15 protein-coding genes are annotated in these 16,380 nt (G+C 41.1%); 13 read left to right on the top strand and 2 right to left on the bottom strand.

All coding sequences use genetic code 11. From position 1 onward, the window contains the following. A complete protein-coding gene (locus KQI_RS0117780; RefSeq protein WP_010348206.1) occupies positions 1-1,302 on the top strand; it encodes a PTS sugar transporter subunit IIC in 1,302 nt (433 codons plus the stop codon). 62 nt (positions 1,303-1,364) lie between these two features. Further along, positions 1,365-3,074 carry an alpha/beta hydrolase family protein gene (locus KQI_RS0117775; protein WP_010348205.1) on the top strand — a complete coding sequence of 570 codons (1,710 nt, stop codon included), beginning with the start codon at positions 1,365-1,367 and terminating at the stop codon, positions 3,072-3,074. 135 nt (positions 3,075-3,209) lie between these two features. Here the strand turns inward: KQI_RS0117775 and KQI_RS0117770 are convergent, their stop codons facing one another. After that, positions 3,210-4,247 (bottom strand): AraC family transcriptional regulator, encoded by a 1,038-nt coding sequence (locus tag KQI_RS0117770; RefSeq protein ID WP_010348204.1) that lies wholly within the window; start codon positions 4,245-4,247, stop codon positions 3,210-3,212. A 247-nt stretch (positions 4,248-4,494) separates the two neighbouring features. Between KQI_RS0117770 and KQI_RS0117765 the strand changes: the two genes are divergently transcribed. From KQI_RS0117765 to KQI_RS0117750, 4 genes are all read left to right on the top strand, one after another. Further along, positions 4,495-7,140: a family 78 glycoside hydrolase catalytic domain gene (locus KQI_RS0117765; RefSeq protein ID WP_010348203.1), complete on the top strand. Its 2,646-nt coding sequence runs from the start codon at positions 4,495-4,497 to the stop codon at positions 7,138-7,140. 13 nt (positions 7,141-7,153) lie between these two features. Continuing rightward, positions 7,154-7,492, top strand: a complete 339-nt coding sequence (locus tag KQI_RS0117760) for a PTS lactose/cellobiose transporter subunit IIA (protein WP_010348202.1) — start codon at positions 7,154-7,156, stop codon at positions 7,490-7,492. 1 nt (position 7,493) lies between these two features. Beyond that, positions 7,494-7,790 (top strand): PTS sugar transporter subunit IIB, encoded by a 297-nt coding sequence (locus KQI_RS0117755; protein ID WP_010348201.1) that lies wholly within the window; start codon positions 7,494-7,496, stop codon positions 7,788-7,790. A gap of 392 nt (positions 7,791-8,182) precedes the next feature. Continuing rightward, positions 8,183-9,286: a DUF3900 domain-containing protein gene (locus KQI_RS0117750; protein ID WP_010348200.1), complete on the top strand. Its 1,104-nt coding sequence runs from the start codon at positions 8,183-8,185 to the stop codon at positions 9,284-9,286. Positions 9,287-9,405: 119 nt separating this feature from the next. On the opposite strand, the gene KQI_RS0117745 is transcribed toward KQI_RS0117750, so the two are convergent. Continuing rightward, entirely contained in the window at positions 9,406-10,335 is a 930-nt protein-coding gene (locus KQI_RS0117745) for an L-lactate dehydrogenase (protein WP_010348199.1), read from the bottom strand. Positions 10,336-10,567: 232 nt separating this feature from the next. Here KQI_RS0117745 and KQI_RS0117740 point away from each other — a divergent pair, with 232 nt between their 5' ends. The 7 genes from KQI_RS0117740 (at position 10,568) to gerQ (ending at position 16,276) form a co-directional block, all read left to right on the top strand. Beyond that, positions 10,568-11,959 carry a branched-chain amino acid transporter BcaP gene (locus tag KQI_RS0117740; protein WP_010348198.1) on the top strand — a complete coding sequence of 464 codons (1,392 nt, stop codon included), beginning with the start codon at positions 10,568-10,570 and terminating at the stop codon, positions 11,957-11,959. A 164-nt stretch (positions 11,960-12,123) separates the two neighbouring features. Continuing rightward, the gene (locus KQI_RS0117735) at positions 12,124-13,374 is read left to right on the top strand and encodes a YCF48-related protein (RefSeq protein ID WP_010348197.1); all 1,251 of its coding nucleotides are present in this window, start codon (positions 12,124-12,126) and stop codon (positions 13,372-13,374) included. Between the two features lie 198 nt (positions 13,375-13,572). Then, positions 13,573-13,755, top strand: coding sequence for a hypothetical protein (locus KQI_RS28040; protein WP_080572162.1), 183 nt, complete (start codon positions 13,573-13,575; stop codon positions 13,753-13,755). A 189-nt stretch (positions 13,756-13,944) separates the two neighbouring features. After that, positions 13,945-14,340 carry a DUF2500 domain-containing protein gene (locus KQI_RS0117725; RefSeq protein WP_010348196.1) on the top strand — a complete coding sequence of 132 codons (396 nt, stop codon included), beginning with the start codon at positions 13,945-13,947 and terminating at the stop codon, positions 14,338-14,340. A gap of 132 nt (positions 14,341-14,472) precedes the next feature. Beyond that, positions 14,473-15,222, top strand: coding sequence for an SDR family NAD(P)-dependent oxidoreductase (locus tag KQI_RS0117720; RefSeq protein ID WP_010348194.1), 750 nt, complete (start codon positions 14,473-14,475; stop codon positions 15,220-15,222). A 123-nt stretch (positions 15,223-15,345) separates the two neighbouring features. Further along, a complete protein-coding gene (locus KQI_RS0117715; protein ID WP_010348193.1) occupies positions 15,346-15,768 on the top strand; it encodes a cell wall hydrolase in 423 nt (140 codons plus the stop codon). Positions 15,769-15,820: 52 nt separating this feature from the next. After that, the gene (gene gerQ, locus KQI_RS0117710; protein WP_010348192.1) at positions 15,821-16,276 is read left to right on the top strand and encodes a spore coat protein GerQ; all 456 of its coding nucleotides are present in this window, start codon (positions 15,821-15,823) and stop codon (positions 16,274-16,276) included. The last annotated feature ends 104 nt before the right edge of the window (positions 16,277-16,380 follow it).

Raw genomic sequence — 16,380 nt, 5'->3', positions numbered from 1 at the left:
ATGAATACAACCAAGGAATCATTAACTGATAAATTGCAAAAAGTTGTTGGCCCATTTGCCAAAAAAGTTAACGGAAATATTTATGTTTCTGCAATTAGAGATGCTATGCTAGCTTATATGCCATTTACATTTATCGCTTCAATATTTTTAATAATCGCTTATTTTCCAGTTACTCAAGTGACCGATTTTATAACAAAAATGTTGGGAACTTCAGATGCAAGTGTATGGCAAGAAAAGTTATTGTATGTAAATAACGCAACATTAGCTGTAGGGGGGTTAATTGTTGTAATTTCAATGTCAAAATCCATTGCAGATAAATTAAAAACAAATGTGCTGCAATGCGTAATTACGGCAGTTGTATCCTTTTTATTAGTTACACCACTTAATACAATAGATGGAGTCATGTATTTGGACATTTCGAGAATAAGTGCGAAATCCATGTTTTTGTCAATTCTCATTGGTATATTCAGTACTCTTATTTATAAAAAAGTGGCTGATAAGGGCTTCAAAATTAAAATGCCACCCTCTGTACCGCCAGCAGTAGCAGGACCATTTGAATCAGCTATTCCTTCTTTTATTGTTATTACATTCTTTTTGTGCATTAGGTTAAGTATTGAATTGTTATTTAATACTAACGTTCTTGATCTAGTAAACAATATATTGGGAAAACCTCTAACTTATTTAGGAGGCTCTTTAATTGGGCTAGTTATTGTTAAAATTTTCGAGCAGTTTTTATGGTTTTTTGGATTGCATGGAACATCTATCATCCAAGCTGTTATGGACCCTATTCATCAGGTACTTGAAGATCAAAATAAGGTGGCTTCAATTGCTGGAGAGTTGCCCATCAATATTATAAGCATGAGTTTTAGAAACCATTTCGCTGGCATTGGTGTCATAGGTGCAGTAATTGCAATTTTGTTAGTGGCAAAAAGCAAACAATATAAACAAGTGGGGAAAATTGGAGGGGCTCCATATTTGTTTAATGTGGGTGAGCCGGTTCTGTTTGGAATTCCATTAGTGCTTAACTTTAGTTATATTTTTCCTTTCATTTTCTCAAATGCAATTTCTACGGTTGTCGCATATTTTGCTTTTTCAGCGGGATTAGTTTCTTTACCTACCGGTCTGGCACAAATTCCTTGGACAACTCCTGTAATTATTAGCGGTTACTTAGTTACCGGTAGTATTCGAGGAGCAATTCTGCAATTAGTTTTGTTGGCTATGACAACATTAATTTGGCTACCTTTTGTGAAAATGGCAGATAAAAAAGTGTTTGAAGAAGAACAATTGAATTCATCAAATTGAACTAAAGTAAATGGCTACCTAGGTCCATTCAAAAATTATTTTGAATAGAAAGGTGATTAGCGATGAAATTATTGGGAGTGCTTTTAGCTCTTTTCTTGTTTATCTCATTTGCAAATGAAAAAGCAACTGCTCAAACAATATCCATTCCCTTGAGAGAAGTAAATTCATCAGGATCAGCACCTCATTATTACAAATATGATGCAAGTCAAAATGGATTTGAAAGCTCGCGCTCGGATATTCTTTCGCCCAGCTACTATGTTTATGCTGGTAATCTCACCTTAGATGAAGCAAAGCAATTAATAAGTAATTTGGGTATCGTGAATAATATAAATGAATGGGGATCTACCATTCGTTTCATTAATCCGCTTAATCAGTCAGGGTATGATGAAAAAGATGCTGAAGCGTTTATAGATTTGGTCTCAAATGGAATTGTACGAAATGTCAAAGTAATTGGAATTGGAGAAGGTGCAACTTTTGTGAATAATTATTTGTCAGACAAAGGTTATTGTATAGCTGGCATTATGTTATATGGGGGTTCAATTGACGAAAATAAGAGCTTAGGTGTGGCCATTCCTGCCTACCTGAGCAATCCTTCTGAAAAGGTGCTTTCGTACTATGTTAAAGGAAACAGCGCAATTGAAAAATCATCACCTAATAAAACGATAAAATCCTATGTGAATAAAGAAAATGCATATAAACAAGTTATTGCCAGTACTCAAAATGAAAGTTTGTCAGAAGCTTTTCAAAACGCATGGAAACAGGTTTTTTCAAAAAATTACCGCATGCACAATGAAGTAACAGAATTTTATAATTCAAACCCTAAGGATTATACGAGCGAATATACTTTGACAGGCATTCCAGTATTTGAAGATTTGGACCTTACGTATAATCAAATGATTGATCAACCGGTTAATGGGACTGGCAAGTATATGTGGTATGAATATGTTCCTTCAAATATTAAAACATTTCCAGAGAAAACGGTTCCTCTGATCGTTACCTTACATGGAACAGGCAATGACCCGCGAATACAAGGCGATACTAGTGGATGGACAGAATTGGCTTCCAAAGAAAAGCTTATCGTTGTTTCTCCCGAATGGGAGGATAAGAGTAAGAACTTTAATCATAATGATGGTCTGGGAGACGCTGGAGTAGCAAGCTTGGTCAAGGATCTTCAAAAGAAGTACCCGCAAATTGATCCATCAAGAACCTATGTTACAGGTTTGTCAGCTGGTGGCTCTAAGACTTCTCTTTACGGAGTGAAGTATTCTAATATTTTTGCAGCTGCTGCGGCCGTCTCTGCTCCTGGTGTGGATAAGAAGGAAATTACTGAAATCTCAAAAAACTATAAAGGTGGAGCAGTTCCTTTTATGTATATGTGCGGAGATCATGATTACCTGCAAATGATTCCAGTGGACGGCTCCAGTAAGTATGGTAAACCAGGTAAATTCGAAGAGGACCCGAATGTTAGTATGTTTGAAGTCATTCAGGCTTATCAACGTATAAATAAGTTAGAAGTATCTAAAACGTATGATATGAATGCAAACGAATATTATGGAGTCCTATTGGATAATCAGAAATGGTCAAAGCTAGGTGACAAGGATATGTATAGTGGCACATTATCCAATGATCAAGGTGTGGTTGTTATGCAATTGACTGCAATTAAGGATTTGGCTCATTGGAATTACAAACCGGAAGCAGAATTAATGTGGAAATTTTTGGAAAAATATCAAAGAGATATTGCTTCCGGAGAATTAATTGTAAGCAAGCATTAAGCGAGTAAGAATATTAACCGGTAGGGCCCGCCTTTCTTGAGGATTGCGTATATGTGATGAAGCAGCTTGGTAAGACACAAGCGATCACTGCAATCTTGTAAGGCGGGCTTTTTTATCGTTGTATGACTTCAAGTTTTATGTGATGTGCAGTTTGCGAAACTCATTGGGGGTCAATTGGTATGTTTCTTTAAATTTCTGGTAAAAAAAGGTGACGTTATTATAGCCTACTTGCTGACTTATATACTCAATCGAAAAGTTTGAGTTTTTAAGTAATGCGCAGGCATGGTTAAGGCGTATTTCTTGAACAATTGCAACAAAGGATTTTCCGGTACTGCTCTTAATATATCTGCTTAAATAACTTGTATTGAAGGAAAATTTAGCAGCAATATCGCTAAGACTGCAATCACCATAATGTTCCTCGATAAACTGTAAAACATCTCCTATATAATAATGATTAGCTTTTCTTAATTCCATTGACTTTTCTTTTTTGTAAGACTTTAACAACTCCGAAAATATAATAATCATGTAGGCATTAATTACGTCGGTTGAGTAAAAGGACTTGTCAAAGTAGCAGGCTATTAAGCCATTGACTGCATCAAAGAGCTGTTCACTCTCTTGAGTATTAAAAATAATATACTGATCATAATTTTGAGCTTCGGAAATAGAATTTACAATAAATTGGGAGATGATACTGTTAGAAGCCAATCTGCTTAGCATATTAGTTGTGAAATATTCTTTTTTCATAAGTATATTGACGAGAATATCATTCTCTGTAGTATTTAAAATTTGGTGAATTACATCGGTATCCAGTATACATAAATCTCCCTTACAGAGCGTAACTGTTTGTCCATTTATGTTTATTTGGACACTTCCTGTGTATACATAATTCAATTCAATAAAATCGTGTGAGTGCAGAGGAGTGTAGGAGAAACGATTGTGTTTGCATATTAAGAGGGGAGAGTTTTTGAGATTTTTAGAAATTTGGGGGTCTTTTTCTATGAAATTACCAAGATGCTTCTCAAAAGTATATCTATAAACGTTTTCTCCGTTAAAGGTTCTGTAAATATCAAACTGGTTGGAGTTGTCTTCTATTTTATCAATCATTGATTCTTTGAAATATAGCTCTCGAGGTGTGAGCCTTTTTAAAAAATGATATACCTCTTTTTTGTTCATAAAGCATTCCTCCGATGTAAAAAAAGGTTAGTCATTCAGTCAAAACAAGTCATTAAAAAAACCAATATTTTTGATAAAATAATAATTGTTAGCGCTAACATAGTAATATTATTTGATGATTTCGTCAATGAAACATATTTATTCAAGCTTATTATGAAATAGGCAAGTAAAAAAATGATAGCATTTAGCATTATTATGCAACACCGAACATAAGCAGAAAAACCAATGGAAAGAGAGCTGTTATACGTTGAATACTATTAGTAGTATTAAAATCAATGGTTTGACTACTGCCTTGTCGGTGGATTTGGAAAAAGAGATTTTATTGGATTGGAGCAGCTTTGATTTCTGTCAGAAAAGCTATAGTCTGAAAATGATGTGTGAAGATGAAATCGTCCTTAAGCTGGAAAATAGGTCTAGTTTCAGCAAAAGAACTTTTGTTACTATTCCATCAGCATTCAGATCAAGTGTTAGGAAGAAATTCGTTCTGCAAATTAAAATAACGGATCAAAATGAAGAGCAGTATGAGTTGGAAAGTGTTTTTTATTCTGAAAATCTGAATTTTGAGGGTGCGGAGTGGATAACCAGATTGGACAATCCGATTGAAAAAGAATATGAGTACTTTCAAGAAAAGGCTAATATTGTTTTAGATAAAGAATTTGTTGTAACAAGTGATCTTAAAAAGTCTTTTATTGATATTTGCGGCCTTGGGTATTATTCGTTATTTATCAATGGGGCAAGGGTGCATGATACTTATTTGACGAATGATGTTACTAATTACGACAAAATTGTATACTATGACACGATGGATATCAGTAATTATGTTCACACAGGCAAGAACAAGGTAAGAGTTGAATTGGGAAATGGTTGGTATAATCCCGCCCCGATTCTACTACTTAATAGATACAATATACGTAAACAGCTGGCGATAGGAAAACCGTGCCTATTGGCTCAAATTAGCTTATATATGCCGGATGGAAGCACGAAAATGATCAATACAGATAATACTTGGGTATCTGGCTTCGGTCAATATTTGTCGAATAATATTTACATTGGAGAGCACTTTACGGATGCCACATCTCATGAATTAGCAATGACTACCAAGGTGCATGGCCCCAGTGGAAAGCTGACTTCGAGTTTGATTCCCAAAGTGAAAAGGAAAAAAGAAATTCGCCCTAAAATGATTAAAACAACCGAATCTTATATCATTATGGATTTGGGAGAAATCATTTCTGGTCAAGTTGGTTTTCATATCAAAAAAGAATTTATAGGAGAGATTACTCTTTATTATGCGGAGGATATGGGGAGTAATCACGAATTAAACTTTTCAACAAGTATTAGTGGTCTTTATGGGATGTCAGATAAGCAGAATCATATTCATCCAGAGGACCCTGTCATTCAAAAGGACAAAATAACAAAAACCAGACCGGAACCGTTGTATTTTGAAAATACCTATACGTACCATTCTTTTCGTTATATTAAAGTGGAGTTTAAACATGTAGATCAGGTTACTTCAGGTGAAAAAAATAATTGTATTTTGGAAAATTTCACTTCTTATCGCGTTCATACGGATTTGCAAAAATTATCAACCTTTTTCTCATCCAGCACAGAACTGAATGCTTTGTGGGATGCGAGTATAGACACCAGGTTGAACAACATTCATTCCTATTTCGAGGATTGCTCAAGAGAGCGATTGGGATATGGCGGAGATATTGTAGCACTTCTGGATACGCAGATGCTTACTCTTGATACAGAAAACCTGCTCAAAAAAGTGTTTTTAGATTTTGCTGCTGATCAGACGATGCAAGGAGGTATTACACAAACTGCTCCTTATGTCGGCATCATGACTCATGGACCTTCCAATGGCTCAGGCTCGATAGGCTGGCAATTGGTTTTTCCTTCTATAGCACATGCGATCTGCAATAAGTACAAGGATGTAGGCTTTATAGAAAATAACATACTATATTTGGTGAAACATCTGGATTATCTATTGAGTTTTGATTACGACTATATCAAGCACTGCTGTCTTGGCGATTGGGGATCAGTAGATACATCGATACAGAATGGAAAGATTTATACGCCGGACCAGACCTTTTGTTCTGCATGCATGTATTTGATTATTCTAAGACAATATCAAAAATTGTTTGTATCACTTGGGAAATCCGGTTCAATGTACGATGTGCTTCTGGAAAGAATAGAATCTGTCAAAGCATGTATTATGGATGAATTTTATACTCACAAGGGTTACTTTTCCACTGGCTCGCAATCCAGTTTTATGTTTGGCATTCAAGCAGGATTACTTGAGGGTGAAATTCAATCTCTTGTTGAAGAGAATTTGCTGAAAAAACTTGAACAAGACTCGTGGATATTTAAATTCGGGATTTTTGGCATGTCATGGGCATTTGAAATCTTGTCTCAATTAGGTGAAGAACAGCATGTATATCAGTGGTTAACTCGAGATGAAATGCCGAGTTATCGAGCAATGCTTTTGAGAGGCAACAAAGTGCTTAGTGAATATTTTCCGGTGCAGATTTCGAATCCGTTACATGCAAACGCATCATTTAATCATGCGATGTTTGCATCGTATAGTAGCTGGATGATACGTAATCTTATTGGAATTAATACCTCTGAGCAAGATGATCACGTCATGATTCAACCTTACTTTCCTAATGAATTGGACTTTGCACATGGAGCTATCGATACATTAGTTGGCAAGGTTTCTCTTGAGTGGAAAAAGCAATGTGAAGGAAAATATGAGATGAATGTGAGCTTACCGTTAGGAATGAAATATTCCATAAAACAAAATTCAATCCATAACATTGTAGCTCAAGAGACAGGTACAAATAATAAAAACAGACTTGTAAAAATAGTCTATGAACTAGACCATATGACATAGGAGTTGACGAGAAATGGATTACGAACAAACCATTATGCAATTAATTGCAAGCAGCGGAGAGGCAAGAAGCTTGAGCTTAAAAGCTATACGAGTTGCACGTGATAACAATATACAGGTTGCAGAAGAGATGTTGATGCAGGCCAAAGAACAGCTTACTAAAGCACATAAAGTTCAAACAGACTTGATTCAGGCTGAAAGTCGAGGGAAAAAAAACGAAGTTTCTCTCCTGCTAATTCATGCACAGGATCATCTCATGAATGCCTTGACTGTACGTGAGCTGGCTATCGAAATGGTAGAGGAAATTAAAATGAGAATCGAACTTGCAGACCAATTGAAAGGAAGAGTGAACTAAGATGAAAAAGATATTACTGGCTTGTGCAGGAGGATTTTCTACCAGTATGCTGGTAGAAAAAATGAAAGAGGCGGCTCGTGCGCAGAATGTGGAAGTTGTAATCGAAGCTTGTAGTGAGAGTAGTATAAGAGAACATTTGCCGGTTGATATTGTCATGTTGGGCCCCCAAATGGGACACGCCGAAGATGATGTGAAGAAAGAAGTCGGCAACGAGATTCCAGTTACCGTAATTAATATGATGGATTATGGAATGATGAATGGAGCGAACGTGCTGAAAACAGCGCTGGATATGATATAAGCGCCCATTTATACAATGTTATCATCATTTAATGATAATTCAATCAGATAGCCGATTCAAACCTGATGATCCATGAAAATGGAAGCGGCCGATAACAGATCACAACTGATCATGGTTCGTTTGGGAGAGCTAGATGTATAAAAATTGATTTCATGATCTGCACTTAAAGAGGTCGAACTGTACTTAAAGAGGCTAATAAGGTGCAATTGAATAAATGACAAAAATTGTATTAAAATTGTAGTTATTTTAAATTTGCATTTTAGTTTTCATAATAAATATTATGTAAACTTATATGTAGATCTTAACGATGAGGATTTGAATCGGATGTACCTTTTAAATTCATAGTGATATAATTACGCGTACATGCCTGAAAAGGAGCGTATGGAACGTAAATGAACTTTCAAGTGGACTTTTTATCTTTTTTTGTAATTCAGGTAGACGGAAAGGAAGGGCAAGGCGGCAAGTCCTACAAGCATTACGCTACGATGGATGACTATGATTATGACGAAAGCGATGTTAAAAAATTTCTGGACGGGGAATTTGCCCGTATCAGCAAACGCAAGGTCGAGAAAAACCCAAGCACTGAGCAGGCCCCGACCAAAATTGGCCGTTTTATCGTCGAGCCGGAGCATGATCTGAGCAGCAATCCGAATTTCAATATGTTCGCACGGCTGCGAGCAGCAGAGGAGAAGGAAGAGTTTAAAAATGCATGCGATGATCTGGTGCGAATGTATCTGGATACAAGCGCGGTACGCGGTGGAGCGTTGATCATTGTACAGGCTACCTTAAATACACACTCGGACGATCCGTTTATTTTTGTGCTTAAATGCGACTTTGAACCCAAAATTGCCCGGATAACGGAAAGCAGTCTGGTTAGTGAAGTTGAAATGGCCATTTCAGCACGTAATATGAAATCCATTATGTATCCTTACATGCTGGAGGAAGGCATGAACGATGAATGGGAGCTTAAGATTCACCAATCTTCCCATGCCCGTTATTTTGAGGATTTTCTGAAATTTGTGACCTATGAGCAATCCATGCCGGAAATCGTCAATGAGCATGTCATGGGTTTCGTTCAGAACTATGTAGAAACCAAATGGCCAGATGCTTCTAATGAGGAAAGACAGCAGGAAGAGCGTGAACTGGAGCTTTGGGCGGCCAGTGAAAAGCGTGATTTGCAAGGGAAATGGGAACCTCTGCAGGTCGTAGAGGCTGCACAGCACATTGTAGAGCTGAAACCGGAAATTGAAATTCGCTTCAAGCTGGATGATACGGCTGTGCGCGGGCTGCTGTCCGACTTTGGGGCCAAGCTGCATATTACGAAGCTGCATGACAGATATGCGCTTATCATTGAAGGTGATGCATTCACCTTTGAAAAGGGTTTTTCACCGATTGAGCTGCTTCAACCGGAATCGTTTGAAACGGTGGCTGAGCGGCTGAAAGAGAAACGCCGGCAAGAAACTGAGGCTGCTGATGGCGATACTCCGCCTTGGTAATTCGACTATCATATGTGAAACAAGCTGGACTCTTATATAAAATGATCAAAAAACTGGCCTCTCGGGCGGATGTTACCGCTGTGGAGGCCAGTTTTTGTTTAGCATTTATTTTGCCTGAATTACAGATGCACTTTACTGATTTGATCTTTTAACTTGTCCGCTGATTGAAGCAGTCTTGCCCGTTCCTCATCATTGAGCGGAAGATCCAAAATTTCGCGTACCCCGTTGTGATCCACGATACTTGGGACACCCAAATATACGTCAGATACTCCGTTATAATTTTCCAGCAAGGTGGACACATTAAGTACAGACCCTTCGTCGCCGAGAATAGCGGCTACGATCCGATCCAGAGCCAGCCCGATGGCGTAAGAAGTTGCGCCTTTGGCATCTATAATTTCATAAGCTGCATTTTTGGTGCTTTCGAAAATTTCATTTTTCGTGTCTTCGTTCAGCTCCAGTGGAGTCCCTGCAACGTTGGCCGTGCTCCATACAGGCAGCTCGGAGTCACCATGTTCACCAATAATATGAGCATGGATACTGCGCGGATCTATGCCTTTTTGCTTACCGATCAAATAGCGGAAGCGCGCACTATCCAATAGCGTACCTGAGCCGATGACTCTACTTGAAGGCCAACCGCTGCGTTTCCAGGAGATGTAGGAGAGAATGTCTACCGGATTGGTTGCAATCAGCAATATGCCGTGTGTGTTCACCTTAACGATATTATCAATGATGCTTTCAAAAATTTCGGCATTACGCTTGAGCAGGTCGATACGCGTTTCTCCCGGTTTTTGCGAAGCACCTGCTGTAACGATAATGATGTCCGCATCACGGCAATCTTCATAATCACCGGCCCATACTTTGACGCCGCCGAGAAAAGGAAGCCCATGATTCATATCGAGCATTTCCCCCTTCGCCTTTTTGACGTTGACATCAATAAAGACAAGTTCTGACATGCGTTGGCGCAGCAGCAGGGTATAGCCGGTCGTTGTGCCGACTGCTCCCATGCCGACAATGGCAACTCTACTTCTTTTGTAAGGTTTTAAGCTCATAAAATCCTCATCTCCTTCTCGGGTTGCATACCTTTTCATTTTAGAAAAATCATTTAAAATTTATCTTTCCAACTTAGTTTAACGTATATGTGTACTCCACTGCAAAGAAATATGACATTTCTCCTTGACTTCAAAGCGGGACTCGCTAATAATTAATCGAATGCTAGGGACATACACTAAAGCGTTGCAGCAGCGATATTAACGTATGAATTAGGGAAAGAGGATTATGGATATGGACTTATTTCGAAAAAAAACAGGATTACTCCCACATGAGGAAAGCGGATCTACAGGACAGTTAAAGAGAACGATGAGCGCCTTTGACCTTACTATGCTGGGTGTAGGTTGTATCATCGGTACCGGGATTTTTGTTATCACTGGCAAGGCAGCAGCAGAAAATGCAGGTCCTGGATTAATGCTCTCTTTTGTAATTGCAGGGATTGCCTGTGTGCTGGCTGCTTTGTGCTATGCGGAGCTTTCATCTACAGTCCCCGCAGCGGGCAGTGCTTATGCATATAGTTATATTGTATTTGGAGAGATTCTGGCCTGGGTGCTGGGCTGGGACTTGATTCTGGAATACGGAGTGGCGGCCGCCTCTGTAAGCAGTGGCTGGTCTGCTTATTTTCAAGGCTTGCTGGCGGGGTTCGATATACATCTGCCCCTTGCTCTAACCGCAGCCTTCAATTCGGCCAAGGGGACCATTATTGATCTGCCTGCCGTGTGCATTATTATGTTAATCACACTATTACTGAGTCTCGGGGCAAGGGAGACAGTTCGATTCAATTTTATAATGGTATGTGTCAAAGTCGGCGTTGTACTGCTATTTATTGGAATCGGAATCTTTTATGTTAAACCTGCCAACTGGACGCCATTTTTGCCTTATGGATTTTCCGGTGTTCTAAATGCAGCAGCCATCGTATTTTTCGCTTATCTGGGCTTCGATGCCATCTCAACCGCAGCCGAAGAGGTACGCAATCCGCAGCGGACCATGCCAATTGGCATTATTTCTTCGTTGGCGATCTGTACGGTACTGTATATAGCAGTTTCGGTCGTATTAACAGGAATGGTGCCTTACACACAGCTGGGGGTAAGCGATCCTGTTGCGTTTGCCCTGCGCTTTATTCATCAGGACTTTGTGGCAGGACTGATTTCAGTCGGTGCGATTGCAGGGATGACTACTGTACTGCTGGTGCTGCTGTATGGTCAGACACGGTTAATTTTCTCCATGTCACGCGATGGACTTTTACCGTTATTTTTGTCTAAAGTAAATGCCAAAACTCAAACACCGATTCGAAGCACCTGGCTGGTTGGCAGCATTATTGCCTTGGCTAGTGGATTGTTTCCGTTACAGGCACTGACTAATCTGACGAGCATTGGAACCCTGTTCGCTTTTGCAGTCGTATCGGTGGGAGTTATCGTTCTTCGTAAGAAACGGCCGGATTTGAAAAGAGGATTTGTCGTGCCATGGGTTCCGGTGATTCCGATTTTGAGTGCTCTCGTGTGTATCGGTCTGATGCTCCAGCTTCATATTAGTACGTGGATCGGATTCCTCGTGTGGCTCCTGATTGGGCTGCTGATTTACTTCTTTTATGGATATCACAAAAGCTTGTTGAATCGTAAAGCTTGATCAAATGATTATGGAAAAAGCCGGATTTCTGCACTGATGTGCAGATCCGGTTTTTTTGTCATGAGCACGAAAAGTGTCACATAAGGTCGTTTATGTTATAATTTTGTTTCAGATAAGCTTTTGGCACGGGATTACCGCATGCCATTGAGGGAGGATTTTTATATATGAAACTGCGCTGGCGTGCGCTCCTGGGGGGAATAATGCTGTTGACTGGCATTCTGTTGACTGCCTGTTCTTCTGAACCCCCAAAAACTGTAACCAAACCCTCGGTAGAAGAACCAGATGACCAGGGACAGACGATCACGATTAATCCACCTTTAACTCCACAGGTGGGCGATCCAAACGCCAAATATGTAGTACAGACGCGAATAGCCGATTTTCATTTGATCGATAACAATAAAGGCTTGGTTTGGGGAGTTACCCGCAATGAGTTTCGACTTTACTATACGCATGATGGAGGAAAGACCTGGAATAATATTTCTCCTTCCGAAAATGTTCAATTTCAAGACAAGCTTGAATATGGAAAGGACATTAGCTTCACTGATTCCCGTCACGGTTGGGTTGTCCGTCAAAATTTGGACAAAACAGCAACTGTTATTCTCCGAACGTCTGATGGAGGACAGAGCTGGGATGTGTCAGCACTGCCAAACGGGGAATATGTGAGTTCCATTCAATATGTGAATCCGTCTACAGGCTGGATCATGGCATATGTAAACCTGGATAAGCATGATCAGCAAAAATTGTTGTATCACACCACTGACGGGGGAGCCACCTGGAAAAAGGTTGCGCAGAGTTCCGGTATGACATCCGGCGTATCAGGCTCGGGGCTGCCCGATCAGGGCCTTGTGGCGGGGATGAGTTTTTCTTCCGGCAATCAGGGTTTTGTTGCGATTAATCGGGATAGCGGTGTTAAACTGTATAGAACTTTGAATCAAGGGAAAACATGGACTCCGGCAGTTCATAGATTGCAGGGTTGCCCGCAGGTACAAGCAGAAGCTCAGCAGTCTCTTCAAGGAAGCAGCTCCTCGTATTGGGTTCCAGTCCTTTGTTATGGAGATAACAGCACAAAATATAGCGGACTGTTTACTGCTGATGCAGGCACGCAATGGAACGCTGTGTCTTTGGGCCTGAGCAGCAAAAGCAACTCTATTATCCCTGGGCGTACCTTCCTGAACGAAAAGGAAGGCTGGATTATAACCCAAACCGGAATGAGCCGCACGTTGGATGGGGGAAAGACGTGGACAAGTCTCACAGGCAACAAAGTACTGGCTTCGAAGCTAAAAGATTACCCTCGATCGGTCAAGCTCCGTTTTGCTTCATCTTCAGTAGGCTGGCTGCTTTTGGAGCGTCTGGACGATAAGAAATCACTATTGCTGAAAACGACGGACGGCGGCGTAAACTGGAGAATTCTATAAACTTTATAAAGATGATCGCCCTGGGCTTTTTTCCTAACTTTGCAGGTTCTCAAAAGACATGCAGACTCAGGAAAAAGGCGTGGGGCGTTTTATTGTTGAAAAATTTAAATTTTATACGATGATATGTGAAAAAAATCACAAAGTAAAAACTGCGGCGCTGTTATACTAAACCTGTAAACAACGATAGGAGTGATAATCATGAGAGCGAATCAGGATCATATGTTAACCCAATACTACCTTCAATTTTGTTACACTTGTCAGGATGCCTATGGTTGCACAACTGAAGAGGACTGCAAGCAGTGTGCGGAGCGTTACGCTGAAGCCGAAGATTGTGAAGTTCTGGATGAGACACAACATTATCTCCAGCTTGTACATGTGTAAATCAATGTACCATTCTGATATCGCCATATCTTGAGCCTCCCGGATCATTCCGTGGAGGCTCTTGGCGTTCTTAAGGAGTTGCTATCAAATTTGGGCAGGAACCTACATATACTATTACGGAAAGCTTAGGTCATGTGAGGATGCCCGGCGGTTTCCCTGTGGAATGCCTGGCGGAGAGGAGTGCGGTGCATGGGATTTGAGTCATTATGGATGTTCGATTGGCTGGGTACGGTACTGCCCGTTTTTTTCGTAGTCGTGCTAGGCATTGTCGTGTTGTCTGCGGGCAGAGAAGTCATGGAATGGAGCCGAAATAAAAGGCAGCCTGTATTGACAGTCGGTTCCCGAATTACGGCCAGAAGGACACATCTCCAGCAGAGGCGGCAGGAGGAACAAGGGACTCGTACCTATACTTTCTATTATCTAACCTTTGAGGTGGAGAGCGGCGACCGGATGGAGTTTAAGGTAACCGGAGAAGAATACGGTCAATGTGCAGAAGGGGATGAGGGACGGCTTACCTTTCAGGGTACACGATATATCGGATTTCAACGCCTTAATCGCTATAGCCTGGAACAGGTAAAAATGTGATCACAGCCTATTCCTTCATTTGATCATTCACAGCCTTCTGCGATGCAACAGGGTAGGGGGCTGTGAGTGTTTCTTGTACAGCACATTTTGGTCCATATATAATAGCAAAGAGTTTAGAGGGAGGAATGAGTCGTGTCATTTGAAGGACAAGTTGTTATTGTAACAGGAGCGGCGCATGGAATCGGGAAAGAGGTTGCTTTTGCCTACGCTGCACAGGGTGCCAAAGTCGTATTTGCGGACCGTAATGAGGAAGAGGGCGCGGCCGCCGTTGCAGCGGCACGAAATGAAGGATATCAGGCCATTTTTATTCCTTGTGATGTGCGGAAAGAAGAAGATATTGTAACGCTAATTCGTACCACGGAGGAAGAATACGGTACTATTCATACACTGATCAACAACGCAGGTGTGTCTAAATGGAAGTCTCCGTATGAGTTGACGGTAGCAGAATGGGATGACATTTTGAATACGAATGTACGCAGCTGTTTTATTGCGACACGGGAAGCGGCCAAGGTGATGAAACGAAATCCGGAGGGTGGATCGGTGGTCAATATGACCTCTACACGTGCTTTTATGTCGGAGCCAGATACAGAAGCCTATGCGGCGTCCAAAGGCGCCATTGCGGCCCTTACACACGCGATGGCCATATCCCTAGGAAAGGATGGAATCCAGGTCAATTGCATCAGTCCAGGGTGGATTGAAACCGGGGATTACGGGCAACTGCGTGCAGAAGACCATCGGCAGCATCCGTCTGGACGCGTGGGGACTCCTAAAGACATTGCTCGGGCCTGTCTCTATTTGACCCAATCTGGTAATGATTTTGTAACAGGTACAAATCTGGTGGTAGATGGTGGCATGACGCGCAAAATGATTTATGAACCCTAATACTGACCCAATAAGTAGTCCCTAATTTGGGGGCTATTTTTTTTGTTTGTTTTTTAAGCTGTCACCTATTGGGCATTTGTACCATACGATACGGTATGTGATGAAGAACGAGGAGGGGACGCGTTGGCCGTTATTAATGTCAACTCAGAGGATGTAAGGACACTCGCCCGACTTATGCGGGCAGAGGCCGAAGGAGAAGGAGAGCAGGGGATGCTCATGGTTGGCAATGTCGGAGTAAATAGGATTTTGGCCAATTGTCTGGATTTTCAGGGAATTCGCCTCATGAACGATATGGTCTTTCAAAGTCCAGGCGGATTTGAAGCTACCCAAAAGGGGTACTTTTATCAAAGAGCTCGTGACCGAGACATTCGTCTTGCCCGGCGTGTCATTAATGGGGAAAAAATACGCCCGGCTTCGAATGCATTGTGGTTTTTCAGACCTTCCGGAGAGTGTCCGGATACATGGTATAACCAGACTAACACCGGGCGTTTCAAAGCACATTGCTTCTTTAGCCCGACTGTACAGGATTGCCCTGCCGTCTATTAGAGCGTTTCAACATAAGTTTGAATGATTTAAAACCATTTTAGGAGGAATTTACATGATTTCACAGCAAGCTTACCGTCCTGTCTCTTATTCTGCCGGTGGCGGGTATCCCGAATGGCCCAGAGGGATGAATCCAATGGGAACCATGCAGCCCATCAGCACCTTCCCCCCTCAGGTTAACAGCGGCAGCGCGATGACACCGGCTGGTATGGTGGTACAGAGTCAGACTCCGCAATTTGAGCAATCATATATTGAAAACATTTTGCGCTTGAACTTGGGTAAAACAGGAACCTTTTATATGACGTATGAAAATAACCGGGAATGGAATGCGAAAATATTCAAAGGTGTTCTGGAAGCAGCAGGTCGTGACCACATTATTATCAGTGATCCGGCTACGGGCAAGCGGACGGTGTTACTGATGGTTAATCTGGACTATGCTACTTTTGATGAGCCTTTGGTGTATCAATATCCCGGCGTCATCGGGAATCCGGGCGTATCCCCGGTTCGCTGATGCCTTTATATATATTAGTCTGCATCCTCTGCCTGAAGGCAGGGGATGTATTTTGTTTATATTCTTTCTCAAATATAGTTGCTTCCTTTGTGGTAAGAGGCGAA

The organism is Paenibacillus peoriae KCTC 3763 (assembly GCF_000236805.1).
Classification (GTDB): Bacteria; Bacillota; Bacilli; order Paenibacillales; family Paenibacillaceae; genus Paenibacillus; species Paenibacillus peoriae.
The sequence above is the reverse complement of the archived record's forward strand: the minus strand, read 5'-3'. Positions and strand labels throughout refer to the sequence as shown.